13 protein-coding genes are annotated in these 13,956 nt (G+C 74.2%); 11 read left to right on the top strand and 2 right to left on the bottom strand.

From position 1 onward, the window contains the following. Nucleotides 1–157: 157 nt before the first annotated feature. The 8 genes from OG774_RS12730 (at nt 158) to OG774_RS12695 (ending at nt 8,729) form a co-directional block, all read left to right on the top strand. On the top strand, nt 158–637 hold the full coding sequence (locus OG774_RS12730; protein ID WP_328309921.1) for a DUF3499 domain-containing protein: 480 nt from the start codon (nt 158–160) through the stop codon (nt 635–637). Nucleotides 638–732: 95 nt separating this feature from the next. Beyond that, on the top strand, nt 733–2,166 hold the full coding sequence (locus OG774_RS12725) for a phosphomannomutase/phosphoglucomutase (RefSeq protein ID WP_328309919.1): 1,434 nt from the start codon (nt 733–735) through the stop codon (nt 2,164–2,166). Between the two features lie 24 nt (nt 2,167–2,190). Beyond that, the gene (locus OG774_RS12720) at nt 2,191–2,400 is read left to right on the top strand and encodes a Trm112 family protein (protein ID WP_274189620.1); all 210 of its coding nucleotides are present in this window, start codon (nt 2,191–2,193) and stop codon (nt 2,398–2,400) included. Between the two features lie 4 nt (nt 2,401–2,404). Further along, nucleotides 2,405–3,526: an SIS domain-containing protein gene (locus tag OG774_RS12715; RefSeq protein ID WP_328309916.1), complete on the top strand. Its 1,122-nt coding sequence runs from the start codon at nt 2,405–2,407 to the stop codon at nt 3,524–3,526. Nucleotides 3,527–3,566: 40 nt separating this feature from the next. Next, a complete protein-coding gene (gene manA, locus OG774_RS12710) occupies nt 3,567–4,817 on the top strand; it encodes a mannose-6-phosphate isomerase, class I (RefSeq protein ID WP_442873984.1) in 1,251 nt (416 codons plus the stop codon). Nucleotides 4,818–4,866: 49 nt separating this feature from the next. Beyond that, entirely contained in the window at nt 4,867–5,829 is a 963-nt protein-coding gene (locus tag OG774_RS12705; protein ID WP_328309913.1) for a cation diffusion facilitator family transporter, read from the top strand. A 142-nt stretch (nt 5,830–5,971) separates the two neighbouring features. Beyond that, nucleotides 5,972–7,525 (top strand): amino acid permease, encoded by a 1,554-nt coding sequence (locus OG774_RS12700; RefSeq protein WP_328309911.1) that lies wholly within the window; start codon nt 5,972–5,974, stop codon nt 7,523–7,525. Nucleotides 7,526–7,703: 178 nt separating this feature from the next. Then, nucleotides 7,704–8,729: an ANTAR domain-containing protein gene (locus OG774_RS12695; RefSeq protein ID WP_328309909.1), complete on the top strand. Its 1,026-nt coding sequence runs from the start codon at nt 7,704–7,706 to the stop codon at nt 8,727–8,729. A 3-nt stretch (nt 8,730–8,732) separates the two neighbouring features. Here the strand turns inward: OG774_RS12695 and OG774_RS12690 are convergent, their stop codons facing one another. Next, nucleotides 8,733–9,056 carry a hypothetical protein gene (locus OG774_RS12690; RefSeq protein ID WP_328309907.1) on the bottom strand — a complete coding sequence of 108 codons (324 nt, stop codon included), beginning with the start codon at nt 9,054–9,056 and terminating at the stop codon, nt 8,733–8,735. A 146-nt stretch (nt 9,057–9,202) separates the two neighbouring features. Here OG774_RS12690 and OG774_RS12685 point away from each other — a divergent pair, with 146 nt between their 5' ends. From OG774_RS12685 to OG774_RS12675, 3 genes are read left to right on the top strand one after another with little or no spacing between them, the layout of a single operon-like run. Further along, the gene (locus OG774_RS12685; protein WP_328309905.1) at nt 9,203–9,880 is read left to right on the top strand and encodes a chemotaxis protein CheB; all 678 of its coding nucleotides are present in this window, start codon (nt 9,203–9,205) and stop codon (nt 9,878–9,880) included. Continuing rightward, on the top strand, nt 9,877–11,775 hold the full coding sequence (locus tag OG774_RS12680; RefSeq protein ID WP_328309903.1) for a CheR family methyltransferase: 1,899 nt from the start codon (nt 9,877–9,879) through the stop codon (nt 11,773–11,775). Before OG774_RS12685 ends, OG774_RS12680 begins: the two co-directional genes overlap by 4 nt. Beyond that, the gene (locus tag OG774_RS12675; RefSeq protein WP_328309901.1) at nt 11,772–12,215 is read left to right on the top strand and encodes a hypothetical protein; all 444 of its coding nucleotides are present in this window, start codon (nt 11,772–11,774) and stop codon (nt 12,213–12,215) included. Before OG774_RS12680 ends, OG774_RS12675 begins: the two co-directional genes overlap by 4 nt. 43 nt (nt 12,216–12,258) lie before the next feature. Here OG774_RS12675 and OG774_RS12670 read toward each other — a convergent pair whose 3' ends face one another. Next, the gene (locus OG774_RS12670) at nt 12,259–13,893 is read right to left on the bottom strand and encodes a long-chain fatty acid--CoA ligase (RefSeq protein ID WP_328309899.1); all 1,635 of its coding nucleotides are present in this window, start codon (nt 13,891–13,893) and stop codon (nt 12,259–12,261) included. Nucleotides 13,894–13,956 lie beyond the last annotated feature (63 nt).

Here is a 13,956-nt window from a genome sequence, read left to right as displayed (position 1 = left end):
CACGGCGCCGCCGACGCGCTCCGGACGACGGGGTGGGGCCCCGACGGCTCGCGCTCCTCGTCACGTGCCGGAGCCTACGCGGGCCTCACCCCCACGGGGCCGACGCGCCCCGCGCGCCTGCACGATCAATGCGGGCGACCGGGCTATCGTTCGGTCCGTGCGAGGAGTACGGAAGTGCTCACGGACCGGGTGTGGTCACGCGGCCGTGGCCACCCTGACCTATGTCTATTCGGACTCGACTGCCGTGGTCGGGCCGCTGGCGACGAGCGCCGAACCGCACTCCTACGACCTCTGCGAACGCCACGCCGTGCGTCTGACCGCCCCCCGCGGATGGGAGGTCGTCCGGTACGAGGGCGAGTTCCCGGCCGAGCCCTCCGCCGACGACCTCACCGCCCTCGCCGAGGCGGTCCGCGAGGCCGGGCGGGCCGACCGCCCGCGGGAGGAGAGCCGCGACGGACGCACGCGGGTCACCGCGGGGCGCGGCGCGGCCGCCGCCTCGGGGTCGGGCGCGGCCTTGTCCCCGGGGCCCCCGGGACCCCCCGCCGCCATGCCGCCGGGCCTCGCGGCGGGTATGCCCGCCGGCTCCACGGGCCGGCGCGGCCACCTCCGGGTCCTGCCCGACCCCGCCGGGTCCTGAGGATCTCTCCCGCGGGCCGCAGCTCGGCGCACCGTTCGACGGACGTGCCCGCCCGGCGGGCGCAGCCCCCCGGCACCGGCCGATAGGCTCAGGGGGTGGCCACTGCAGCGGACACGACCCCGGACCGCGCCCAGGTGATCGACCAGGTCGTCAAGGCCTACGACATCCGCGGTCTCGTGGGCTCCCAGCTCGACGAGACCTTCGTCCGTGACGTGGGCGCGGCCTTCGCGCGCATCCTGCTCGACGAGCAGGCGGACGGCACCGGCTCGGGCCTCGGCAACGGCGGGGCGGTCGTCGTCGCGCACGACATGCGCGAGTCCTCCCCGGGGCTGGCGGAGGCGTTCGCCGAGGGCGTCACGGCGCTCGGCGTCGACGTCGTCCACATCGGCCTGGCCAGCACGGACATGATGTATTACGCGTCCGGCGCGCTCGAGATGCCCGGCGCCATGTTCACCGCGAGCCACAACCCGGCGACCTACAACGGCATCAAGCTCTGCCGGGCCGGGGCGTCGCCCGTCGGGCAGGACACCGGGCTCGACGAGATCGCCGCGCTGCTCGACCGCGGCGCCGGCGCGGTACCGGGTGACGTCGAGACGCGCGGCACGGTCAGCCACCGCGACATGCTCGCCGACTACGCGGCCTTCCTGCGCTCGCTGGTCGACCTCTCGGGCCTCCGCTCGATGTCGCTCGTCGTCGACGCGGGCAACGGCATGGCCGGCTACACGGTGCCCGCGGTGATGGACCCGCTGCCGCTCGAGATCGAGCCGCTGTACTTCGAGCTCGACGGCTCGTTCCCCAACCACGAGGCGAACCCGCTGGACCCGGACAACCTCGTCGACCTGCAGCGCAAGGTGGTCACCCTCGGCCGCGTCGACGCGGGGCTCGCCTTCGACGGCGACGCCGACCGCGTCTTCCTGATCGACGAGAAGGGCGACGCGGTGAGCCCCAGCGCGATCACCGCGCTCGTGGCGACGCGGGAGCTCGCGAAGCACCCGGGCTCGACCGTCATCCACAACCTCATCACCTCGCGCGCGGTCCCCGAGCTCATCAGCGAGGCCGGCGGCACGCCCGAACGCAGCCGCGTGGGCCACTCGTTCATCAAGGCGACGATGGCCGACACCGGCGCGGTCTTCGGCGGCGAGCACTCGGCGCACTACTACTTCCGCGACTTCTGGAACGCCGACTCGGGCATGCTCGCCGCCCTGCACGTGCTGGCCGCGCTGGGGGAGCAGGACGAGCCGCTGTCCGAGCTGATGGCGCAGTACGACCGCTACGCCGCCTCCGGCGAGATCAACTCGGAGGTCTCCGACGCCGCCGCCGTGATGGCGGAGGTGGAGCAGGACTTCGGGGCCCGGGACGGCGTCACCACCGACGACCTCGACGGCCTCACCGTCGTGCTGCCCGACAACAGCTGGTTCAACCTGCGCCCGTCGAACACCGAGCCGCTGCTGCGGCTCAACGTCGAGGCCGCCGACGACGACGCCGTCGCCGCGCTGCGCGACGAGGTCCTCGCGCTCGTGCGCGGCTGATCCGGACTTCAGAGGAGACCCCGAATGCCGCTCGGCCTGGACCCCGACCTGCTCGACATCCTGGCGTGCCCCGCGCCCGACCACGGCACGCTGCGCCCCGGGACGCCCGACGACCCCGAGGCCGCCGCCCTCACCTGCACGTCGTGCGACCGGCGCTACCCGGTCACCGACGGCATCCCGGTCCTGCTGTTGTCCGAGGCGACCGGGGGACCGGCCACCGCAGTTCAGGGGTGAGCGCGTGCTCGACGACGCCCTCCTCTCCGACGAGCCGCGCCTGCTCGCCGCCGACCACGACGGGGTGCTGCGCGCGGTGGCGACCGCGGGCGCCCAGGTGCGCGCGACGTGGGCGGCCGCCCGTGACGTCGGGGTGCCCGGCGATCTCGCCGGCCTGCGCCCGCGCGCGCTGGTCCTGCTGACCCACCCGGGCACCACCGAGTCCGCGTGCCGCCTGCTCGCCGCCCTCCTGACGCCGACGGCCCCGCTCCCGGTGATCGTCACCGGCGTGGCGCCGCCGTGGCTCGGGCCGCTCGACGTCGTCGTGGCCACCCATCGCGGGCGCGAGGGCGACCCGGTCGAGGCGGACGTCGCCGAGTCCGTGCACCGTGCCGTGCGGCGGGGGGCCCACGTCGTGCTCGCCGGCCCCGGCGAGGGGCCCGCGGCCGCCGCCGGCGCGGGCCGGGCGCTCGCCGTCGTGCCCCGGATGACGCTCGGCGTGCCGGGGGAGGACCTCGACGGCCTCGATACCGCGACGGTCTTGGCCACGGGCCTCGCCGTCGCCCGGGCGCTGGAGCTGCTCGACCTCGACCTCGACGTGCTCGCCGACCGGCTCGACGCCGAGGCGGAGCGCGACGGCCCGCGCGGCGAGGCGTTCGTCAACCCGGCGAAGAGCCTCGCGCTGCGCCTGGCCGAGCGCACGCCGCTGCTGTGGGGCGCCGACCCCGTCGCCGCCCTGCTCGCCGGGTACGGCGCGACGGTGCTGGCCACGCACGCCGGGGTCGTCGCCCAGGCCACCTCGGTGGCGGCCGCGACCACCCAGCCGGCGCTGCGGGCCCGGCTGCAGGAGACCTCCGGGGAGGCGTCGATCTTCGCCGACCCCTTCGACGACCCGTCCCCGGCGGCTCCGCCGCCGCGGCTGGTGCTGCTCGCCGCCCGCGAGGACCTCGCGGTGCGGCGGCTGGTCGCCGACCTCGGTGCCCGTCATCCGGGGGCCGACGTGCTGGAGATCGACGACGTCGACCTGGCCGGCGAGGGCCCCGTCGCGGACGCGATGCGCGCGGCCGTGCTGGCCACCCGGCTGGACTTCACCGCGGTGTACCTCGGCCTCGCGCTTGGCGCGCGGGTGCCGGGCGTCCACAGCTGAGTCGCGTCACGTCCCCCGTCCCGACCAGAGAGGCACGTCCGTGGAGACCCTCAGGGGCAGCGTGCGCACGTACGCGTGGGGTTCCCGCACGCACCTGGCCGAGCTGCTCGGCGAGGAGGTCCCCTCCCCCCACCCGCAGGCCGAGCTGTGGCTCGGCGCGCACCGCGACGAGCCGTCGCACCTGACGGGCCGCGGGACGAACCTGGCCGACGCGCTGGCCGACGACCCGGCGGGCGGGCTCGGCCCGGGGCGTCGCGAGCGGTGGTCCGACCGGCTGCCCTACCTGCTCAAGGTGCTCGCCGCCGAGGAGCCGCTGAGCCTCCAGGCCCACCCCTCGGCGGAGCAGGCGGCCGCCGGCTGGGCCCGCGAGGAGGCCGCGGGCGTGCCCCGCACGGCCGCGGAGCGCAACTACCCCGACCCGCTGCCCAAGCCCGAGCTGCTCTGCGCGCTCACCGAGTTCCACGCCCTCGCCGGGTTCCGGGAGGCCGCGACGACCGTGCGCCTGCTGAAGGCACTCGACGTGCGGGCGCTCGAGCACCACGCCGGCCTGCTCGCCGCCCAGCCCGACGGCGACGGCCTGCGCGCGGTGTTCACCACGTGGATCACGCTGCCTCAGCGGGCGGTCGACGAGCTGGTGCCCGCGCTGCTCGACGGCTGCGTCGCCCACGTCCGCGCCCGCGGCGAGTTCACCGGCGAGGCGCGGACCCTGCTCGACCTCGGCGAGCGCTACCCCGGCGACGCCGGGGTGCTCGCGGCGCTGCTGCTCAACCGGGTGACGCTCGCGCCGGGGGAGTGCCTCTACCAGCCGGCGGGGTCCCCGCACTCCTACCTGTCGGGCGCCGGCGTCGAACTGATGGCCAACTCCGACAACGTCCTGCGCTGCGGGCTGACCCCGAAGCACGTCGACGTGCCCGAGCTGCTGCGGGTGCTCGACTTCGCGCCCGGCCTGCCGACGCTGCTGCGCGGGGAGGGCAAGGGCCCCGTCACCCGCTACGCGCCGTCGGAGTTCTTCACCCTCGCCCGCTGTGACTTCGAGGAGGGGCACTTCGACGAGGGGGCCATCGACGAGCGCCAGGCCGGACCCGCCGACCTCGGCCTCGAGGGGCCGCGGATCGTCGTCACCGTGCGCGGCACCGTGCGGCTGCGCACGGCGGCCGGGCGCTGCCACGAGGTGTCGCAGGGGTCCGCGGCCTGGATCCCGGCGTGCGACGGGCCGGTGACGATCGCTCCGGTCGACGGCCCGGCGCTGGCGTTCGCGGCGGCGGACGGGCTCGAGGCCCCCGGGGGTTAGCCTTCACGGCGAACCCACACCGGCCCGGTCCATCCCCTGGAGGCACCCCGTGTCCGCATCCGGAGGCGGCAAGGCGATCGTCGCCGCGCTCGCGGCCAACGCCGGCATCGCCGTCGCCAAGTTCGTCGGTTTCGCGATCACCGGCTCGTCCTCGATGCTCGCCGAGGGCGTGCACTCGGTGGCCGACACGAGCAACCAGGGGCTCCTGCTGTTCGGACGCAGGCGGGCGCGGCGCGAGGCCGACCGGTCGCACCCCTTCGGCTACGGGCGCGACCGCTTCTTCTACTCGTTCATCGTGGCGCTGCTGATCTTCAGCCTCGGCTCGGTGTTCGCCCTCTACGAGGGCATCCACAAGCTCACGGCGGGCTCCGAGGACCTCACCAGCCCGTTCGTCGCCGTGGCCATCCTCGTCGTCGCGATCGCCCTGGAGACCTACAGCTTTCGCACCGCCATCAAGGAGTCGCAGGAGCTCAAGGGCGACCAGTCGTGGTGGGGCTTCATCCGCACCTCGGTCAACCCCGAGCTGCCCGTCGTCCTCCTCGAGGACCTCGGCGCCCTCATCGGCCTGGTCCTGGCCCTCGCGGGCGTCGGGCTGTCCGTCCTGACCGGCAACGTCGTCTTCGACGCGATCGGGACGATCTGCATCGGCGTCCTGCTGGGCGTCATCGCGGTCATCCTCATCGTCGAGACGAAGAGCCTGCTCATCGGCGAGGGCGCGTCGCCGCCGCTGGTCCGCACGATCACCGGCGCGCTGGTCGGCGGGCCCGTCGAGCGGGTGATCCACCTGCGCACCCAGTACCTCGGTCCCGAGGAGCTGCTGGTCGCCGCCAAGATCGCGGTGTCCTCGTCGCTGCCGACCGAGACGGTCGCCGAGGCGATCGACCACGCCGAGGCGCGCCTGCGCGACGCGGTGCCGGAGGCCCGGCTGATCTACCTCGAGCCCGACCTCGATCGTTCCGACGGATCCCCGGTCGGCGAGGCACTCGACCCGACGCCGGACCGCGCGGGCTGACCGGCCGAGCCGCTGCGTCCCGCCGGCGCAGCGAGGTGAACTCGCCGTCACGGTTCTGGTCGTCTCCGTGGTCATACCGGGGGTCTGCGGGCGTAGGGTGCCGCCGACCACGGACGGACCGGTCGGACCTTCAGGAGTGCCCATGACGTCGACCCAGCCGCAAGGCGGGCTCTTCCGGACCAAGTCGGTGGAACAGTCCATCGCGGACACCGACGAGCCGGGCAGCAAGCTCCGCCGCGAGCTCGGCGCCTTCGACCTCACCGTCTTCGGCGTCGCGGTGCTCATCGGTGCCGGCATCTTCACCATCACCGCGCGCGTCGCCGGCGACATCACCGGCCCGGCCATCGCGATCTCGTTCGTCATCGCCGCGATCGCCTGCGGGTTCGCGGGCCTCTGCTACGCCGAGTTCGCCTCGACGGTGCCGGTGGCGGGCAGTGCCTACACGTTCTCCTACGCCACGTTCGGCGAGTTCATCGCCTGGATCATCGGCTGGGACCTCATCCTCGAGTACGCCCTCGGCGCGGCCGTCGTGTCGAAGAGCTGGGCGCAGTACCTCGGCGAGCTGTTCGGGGGCAGCAGCACCGCCGCGTCCCTCGAGCTGGGCCCGGTGACGTTCGACTGGGGCGCCGTGCTGGTCATCGGCGCCCTCACCGTCGTCCTCGTGCTCGGCATCAAGCTCTCGAGCCGGGTCTCGACGATCATCACCTCGATCAAGGTGCTCGTGGTGCTGCTCGTCATCGTGGTCGGGCTCTTCTACGTGCAGGCCGCGAACTACACCCCGTTCATCCCGCCGCCCGGGGGCGAGCAGGAGAGCGGCGGCGGGGCCGACGCGTCGCTGCTGTCGCTCATCGCGGGCAGCGAGGGCTCGACCTTCGGCATCTACGGCCTGCTGGCAGGCGCGTCGCTGGTCTTCTTCGCCTTCATCGGCTTCGACGCGGTCTCGACCACCGCGGAGGAGACCAAGAACCCGCAGAAGGACCTGCCCCGCGGGATCCTCGGCTCGCTCGGCGTCGTCACCGTCCTCTACGTCGCCGTCTCGCTCGTGCTGGTGGGCATGGTCAACTACACCCAGCTGGCGACGCCGCCCGGCAGCGAGGAGAGCGCCACCCTGGCGACGGCGTTCACGCTCGTCGGTGCGGACTGGGCGTCCACGATCATCTCCGTCGGCGCCCTCGCGGGCCTGACCACCGTGGTCATGGTGCTCATGCTCGGGCAGAGCCGGGTGTTCTACGCGATGAGCCGCGACGGGCTGCTCCCGCGCAATCTCGCGCAGACGGGCTCCCGGGGCACCCCGGTGACGATCACGATCATCATCGGTGTGCTCTGCGCCGTGCTGGCCGGCTTCTTCCCGATCGACGAGCTCGAGTCGATGGTCAACATCGGCACGCTGTTCGCCTTCATCCTGGTCGCGGTCGGGACGGTCTACCTGCGGCGCAACCGACCCGACCTGCACCGGACCTTCACGGTCAAGGCCCTGCCGCTGGTGGCCACGCTCGCGGTGCTCAGCTGCCTCTGGCTGATGCTGAACCTGACCGTCGAGACGTGGATCCGGTTCATCGTGTGGATGGTCCTCGGCGTCGCGATCTACTTCGCCTACTCCCGCCGGAACTCGGTGCTCGGCAAGCGGGAGCGCGGGGAGGAGTCCTCGGTCACCAACCCGGGCGGCCCGGCCGCGCGGCCGACCGAACCAGGCTGATCGGGGCGGCCCCGCCGGCGGTCGTCACGACCGGCGGGGCCATCGTCATCCGCCCGGCGGCGGTGGCCCCGGCACCCGGTGGTGCGTTGCAATGGACGGGCGCGGGAACGGACCGGGCTCAGCTCTCTCCGTGCCGGCCGTGGGCCGGGCCGCGCCGTCGGACGAGGAAGGTGACGACGTGGACGTCGGACACGAGCTCGACGAGCTGATCGACCTGATCGACCGCCTCCGCCGCGACGTCGGTGACGCGGGGGCCGCCGGCGGACCCCGTCCCGACACCGGCGTCGCCGGACCGGGCGCCGGGGCCGCCGAGAACCGCTCGATCGCGGGCGCCCGCGCCGCGCTGGCCCGCGAACAGGCGCAGCGCGTCCGGGAAGGGCTCGCCGAGGTGCGCGAGCGGACGCGGACCCTGGCGGAGGTGAACCGCGCCGGGCAGGCCCGGCGGGGCGTGCAGGACCGCGCGGCGGTGACCGCGGCCGGGTCGACCGTGGCACCGGACCCGGCGTCGGGGCCGCCCGCCGTCGCGGCAGCCCCCACGGACGCGCTGCGCGCGGCGGCCCGCAACCTGGGGAACGTCACCGACGCCCAGGGGCTGGCCGAGCGCGTCGTCGCCGGTGCCCTGACGACCGTCCCCGGCGCGGAGCGCGCCGCCCTCCACACCGCAGCGCGCGCCGGCGCGACGACGGTGACGACGGTGCGGGCGGCGAGCGACCCCGTCGCCGAGGAGCTCGAGGCGGCGCAGACCGCCGCCGGCGAGGGTCCCCGCATCGAGGTCCTCGAGAGCGGTGGGCGCGTCCACGTCCCGGACACCGCCGTCGAGGCCCGCTGGCCGGACGTCATCGCCCGGGCCCGCGCGGCCGGGGTGGGCGGCGTGCTCGCCCTCGACGTCTCGTGCGCCGCCGTGCGCGGCGCGCTGGTGCTCTACGCCGCGCGGGCGGAGGCCTTCGGCGCCGCGAGCCGGGCGACGGCGGCGCTCTTCGCCGACTACGTCGCGGTGGCGTTGGCCGCGCAGGCCCGGATCGACGCCATGACGGGCGCCCTGTCCCAGCGGGACGTCATCGGGCAGGCCAAGGGCATCCTCATGGCACGCCAGGGGCTCGACGCGGACGGGGCGTTCGCCCTCCTCGCCCAGTCGTCACAGCAGCGCAACGTCAAGCTCGTCCAGGTGGCCCGGGAGCTGGTCGGGGACGCGCTCGGGGGCTGACGCTCAGGGTCCGCCCGCCGGCGCGTCGCCCCGGTCTCCCCGCTCGTCGGACTCCCCGGGACCGAGGAGCCGGCGGCTCTGCTCGCGCTCCCGCGCGGCGAAGTCGCGCGCCTCCTTCGCAGCATCCCGCAGCCGGTCCGCGGCGTGCGGGCGCAGGCGGGCGGAGTCCTCGTAGGTGCGGGCCACCCGCTCCTCGGAGTCCGCGATCTCGCTCGCCAGACGCCCGATCCGCGTGGTGAGCTCGGAGGCGCGGCCCCGCACGCGGTCGAGGGCGTCGGCACTCTCGTCCGGCCCGGAGGGCTCTGCGGGGGTGTCCTTCTCGGCCATGGACTCCTCCTCGAGACCCTGAATCCGGGCGCGGGTCGTGACGTCGTCGCTACGATCCCATGACCGGCCCGTGGACCGCCCGGCCTGCAGGTCGCCGCACCCCTGTCGTCGGCGACGGCGGCGGTGCCGCAGCCGGGAGGTGGGCCGTGGCGGACGAGGGGCTGGTGGGGGTGCTGGTCGGGGTCGGGGCCTCGGCCGGCGGCGTCGAGGCGCTGCTGGCCCTGGTCGCCGGGCTCGACGAGGACCTGCCGGTCGCCCTGTTCGTGGTGCTCCACCAGGCGGCGGCCGCGCCGACGGTGCTCCCGGGGCTGCTGGCGAGGCGGTGCCGGCTCCCGGTCGAGGACGCGCGCGACGGCGCCCCGGTCCGGCCCGGCCGCGTGGTCGTGGCGCGGCCGGACCACCACCTGCTGGTCCGGGACGGGCACGTCGTCCTGGGCCGCGGGCCCCGTGAGGACGGGCACCGCCCGGGCGTCGACCCCCTGTTCCGCTCGCTCGCCCGCGAGGCCGGGCCCGGGGCCGTCGGGGTCGTGCTGAGCGGTCTGCTGGACGACGGGGCCGCGGGGATGCTGGAGATCGTCCGGCGCGGCGGGAGCGCCATCGTGCAGGAGCCCGGGGAGGCGCGCCACGACTCGATGCCCTGTGCGGCGCTCGACCGGGTCCCGGGAGCGATCGTGACGTCCGCGCACGCCGTCGGCGCCGTCCTCCGCGAGATCGTGGCGCCGACGTCCTCCGCGGGGGCCATGCCCGCCGGCGGCCTGCGTAGCCTCCTCGCCGGGGACGCCCGCCGCCGCGGGCCCGAGGAGAGCGGGAGCGGACGGCCGTGAGCGAGGACGACGACGCGGGGCTCGGAGCTCTTCTCGACTTCATCAAGGAGAGCCGCGGCTTCGACTTCACCGGCTACAAGCGGTCCAGCCTGCAGCGTCGCGTCGAGCGCCGGATGCAGGAGGTCGGGGTGGGGACCTTCGGCGAGTACCTGGACCGGCTGCAGGTCGACCAGGACGAGTTCACGCAGCTGTTCAACACCGTCCTGATCAACGTCACCGGCTTCTTCCGGGATCCCGAGGCGTGGCGGGAGCTCCAGAACGAGATCCTGCCCGAGCTGTTGGCGCCGAAGACACGGGGCGAACCCATCCGGGTCTGGTCGGCCGGCTGCGCCAGCGGCGAGGAGGCCTACGGGCTGGCGATCCTGCTCGCCGAGGCCGTCGGCCCCGAGGAGTTCCGCCGGCGCGTCAAGGTCTACGCCACCGACGTCGACGAGGACGCCCTGGCCACGGCACGCCAGGCCACCTATACCGACAAGGAGCTGCAGGCCGTCCCCGAGGAATGGCGCGAGCGCTACTTCGAGCGCCACGGGTCGCGCGCGACGTTCCGCGGGGACCTGCGCCACAGCGTCATCTTCGGGCGCAACGACCTGGTGCAGGACGCGCCGATCGGCCGGCTGGACCTGCTCGTCTGCCGCAACACGCTGATGTACCTCAACGCCGAGACGCAGGCGCAGGTCCTGCGCCGGTTCCACTTCGCCCTCGGCCCGGCCGGGGCGCTGTTCCTCGGCAAGGCCGAGATGCTGCTCAGCCACAGCAGGCTGTTCCTGCCCGTCGACCTCAAGCGGCGGTTCTTCCGCAAGGCCGACCAGGGGGATCCCGCGGGCCGGCCGGTCAACGCCGACGGCCGGCGGGACGCCGCAGGCTCCGCGGTGGACGCCCGCCTCGAGGACGAGACGCTGCTGGTCAGCCCGCTGGCCACCATCGTGATCAACGCCGAGGAGGTCGTCGAGAAGGCCAACCAGCGGGCCGAGGCCCAGCTCGGGGTCTCGGTCCGCGAGATCGGCCGGCGGTTCACCGAGCTCGACCTCTGCCAGCGCATCACCGGGCTGCGGGCGTCGTTCGAGGACGTCCGGCGCCACCGCACCTCGCTGTGGCAGCACGACGCCGAGTTCTCCCGCTCGGCCACCGAGACGCTGTACTTCGACATCCAGGTCGCCCCCCTCGAACCGGACGAGGGCGGCGGCGTGGCGGTGGCGATCTTCTTCTCCGACGTCACCCGCTACCGGCGGATGACCGGCGAGCTCCAATCGGCGCACCGGCAGGTCGAGACCGCCTACGAGGAGCTCCAGTCGACGGTCGAGGAGCTGGAGACGACCAACGAGGAGCTCCAGTCCACGGTGGAGGAGCTGGAGACGACCAACGAGGAGCTCCAGTCGACGGTCGAGGAGCTGGAGACGACCAACGAGGAGCTCCAGTCCACGAACGACGAGCTGCAGTCGATGAACGACGAGCTCCGTCAGCGCGGCACGCAGCTCGACGAGGCGAACGACTTCCTCGAGTCGGTCCTGGGCAGCCTGCGCACCGCCGTCGTCGTGGTCGACACCGAGCTGATCGTCCAGGCCTGGAACGCCCGCGCCGACGACCTCTGGGGCCTGCGGTCGGAGGAGACCGTGGGGCAGCACCTGCTCAACCTCGACATCGGCCTGCCCGCCGAGCGCCTGCGCCCCCTGGTCCGCCAGGCCCTCGGCGGTGACGGCCCGCCGGAGCACCCGCTGCGCGTCGAGGCGATCAACCGGCGCGGTCGCCCCGTCCAGCTCGCGGTCTCCGCCTCGCCGCTGACCCTGCGCCACCGAGGGCCGACCGGGGCGATCGTGCTCATGGACCAGGTCGACGGGCACGGGAACGGTCGGGCCGGGACGCCCGGACCCGACACCGACGGGCGGGAGCCGCCATGAGCGGCGCGCCCCCCGGCGGCAGCGGGAGCGCGGACCGGGCCCGTCGGGAGGAGCTCGCCGACGAGCGGGACGCCCGCGCCACGGACCGCGACGCCGCCGCCGACCGCCGGGAGGAAGCGGCCGACGCCCGCGAGGCGGGCGCCGACGCCCGGGAAGGCACCGCCGACGCCCGCGAGCACGCGGTCGACGAGCGCGAGGGCCGGCTCGACACCCTGGCCCGCGCGTTCCGCTTCGACAGCCCCGGGCTCCTGGAGCGCGCGGGCGAGGCCGTCGAGCGCACGGCGGAGACGACCGAGCGGACCCGCGAGCGGGTCGAGCGCTCCCGGGCGGCGTTGCGACGCTCGCGGGAGCTGGCGGACCGCGAGCAGCGCGAGATCGACGACGAGGGCGCCGCCTCCGAACGTCGGCTGCGCGACGACCCGGGGACGCCGGAGCCGTGACGGCGTCCGTGTCCCCGGGCCCCCGAGGTCAGGCCCCCCCGGATCAGGCCTTCGCCGGCGCCTGGTGACCCGCGAACTTCTCCCGCAGGGTCTTCTTCGAGAACTTGCCGGTGGAGGTCTTGGGCACCTCGTCGATGAACACCACGTCGTCGGGCACCTGCCACTTGGCGACGCGTGAGGCGATGTGCTCGAGCACCGCCTCGCGGGTGAGCTCGACGCCCTGCTCGGGGACGACGCAGGCCAGCGGGCGCTCCGACCACTTCTCGTCGGGGATCGCGATGACCGCGGCCTCGGCGACGCCCTCGAGGGACATGATCTCGTTCTCGAGGTCGACCGACGAGATCCACTCACCGCCGGACTTCACGAGGTCCTTGGTGCGGTCGACGAGCTTGACGTAGCCGTTGCGGTCGATCACCGCGACGTCCCCGGTCTTGAGCCAGCCGTCCTCGGTGTACTGCTTGCCGCCGTCCTCGTTGCGGTAGTAGGACGCCGCGATCCAGGGCCCGGCGGCCTGCAGCTCGCCGGAGGTCTCGCCGTCCCAGGGCAGCACCTCGCCGGAGTCCGGGTCGCAGATGCGCAGGTCGACCAGCGGCGCGGGCGTGCCCGCCATCGCGCGCACGTCGGCGAGCTCGTCGTCGGAGAGGCCGTCGTGGACCGTCTTGAGGACCCCGGTGGTGGCGATCGGGCTGGTCTCGGTCATGCCCCAGGCCTGGGTGATCGGCAGGCCGATCTTCTTGCGCCACGCCTCGGACAGCGACTTCGGCACCGCGGACCCGCCGCAGAGCAGCAGGCGAAGGTCGGGGAGGTCGCCCTCGGAGAGCTCGGGAAGCACGCCCATCCAGATCGTCGGGACGCCCGCGGTGACCGTGACGTGGTGGTCGCGCAGGATGCCGGCGATGGCCTTGGGGGTCATGTTCGGGCCGGGCATGACCAGCGACGAGCCGGCGAACACCGCTGCGTAGGGCGTGCCCCAGGCGTTGGCGTGGAACATCGGCACGATCGGCAGCAGCACGTCGCGCTCGACGAGCCCGGCGACGTCGGCCATGAGCACGGCGATCGAGTGCAGCACCGTCGAGCGGTGCGAGTAGACGACGCCCTTGGGGTTGCCGGTGGTGCCCGACGTGTAGCACATGGCCGCGGCCTGGTTCTCGTCCGCGATCTCGAAGCGGCCCGCGTGGGGCTCGACGGACTCGAGCAGGGCGTCGTAGTCGGAGATGCGCTCGTCGTCGGGGATGGCGACGTCGGCGCCGTCGTCGATGACGATGACCTTGCGGACGGTCGTCATCTCGTCGACGTGCGGCCAGAACTGCGGGAACAGCGACCGGTCGACGAAGACGACCTCGTCCTCGGCGTGGTTCGCGATGTAGATCAGCTGCTCGGTGAAGAGCCGTATGTTGAGGGTGTGCAGCACGCGCCCGCTGCACGGCACCGCGAAGTAGAGCTCGAGGTGGGCCGGGCTGTTCCAGCAGAAGGTGCCGACGCGGCCCTCGGGGGAGACACCGAGGGCGTCGATCGCGGCGGCGGCGCGGCGGACCCGGACGGCCCAGGACGCGTAGTCGCTGCGGTGCAACGTGCCGCCCGCACCCACGCCGGTGATCGGCTTGTGGCCGAAGATCTGCTCCGCACGATGGAAGACGTGGGGCAGGGCGAGGGGGTAGTCCTGCATCTGACCGAGCACTGGCGGGGCCTCCCTGAACGGTGTAACTGCCGTCACTCATCCTACGGCGATCCCGCCCGGGAT

Source organism: Actinomycetospora sp. NBC_00405 (assembly GCF_036044095.1).
Taxonomy (GTDB): domain Bacteria; phylum Actinomycetota; class Actinomycetes; order Mycobacteriales; family Pseudonocardiaceae; genus Actinomycetospora; species Actinomycetospora callitridis.
The sequence above is the reverse complement of the archived record's forward strand: the minus strand, read 5'-3'. Positions and strand labels throughout refer to the sequence as shown.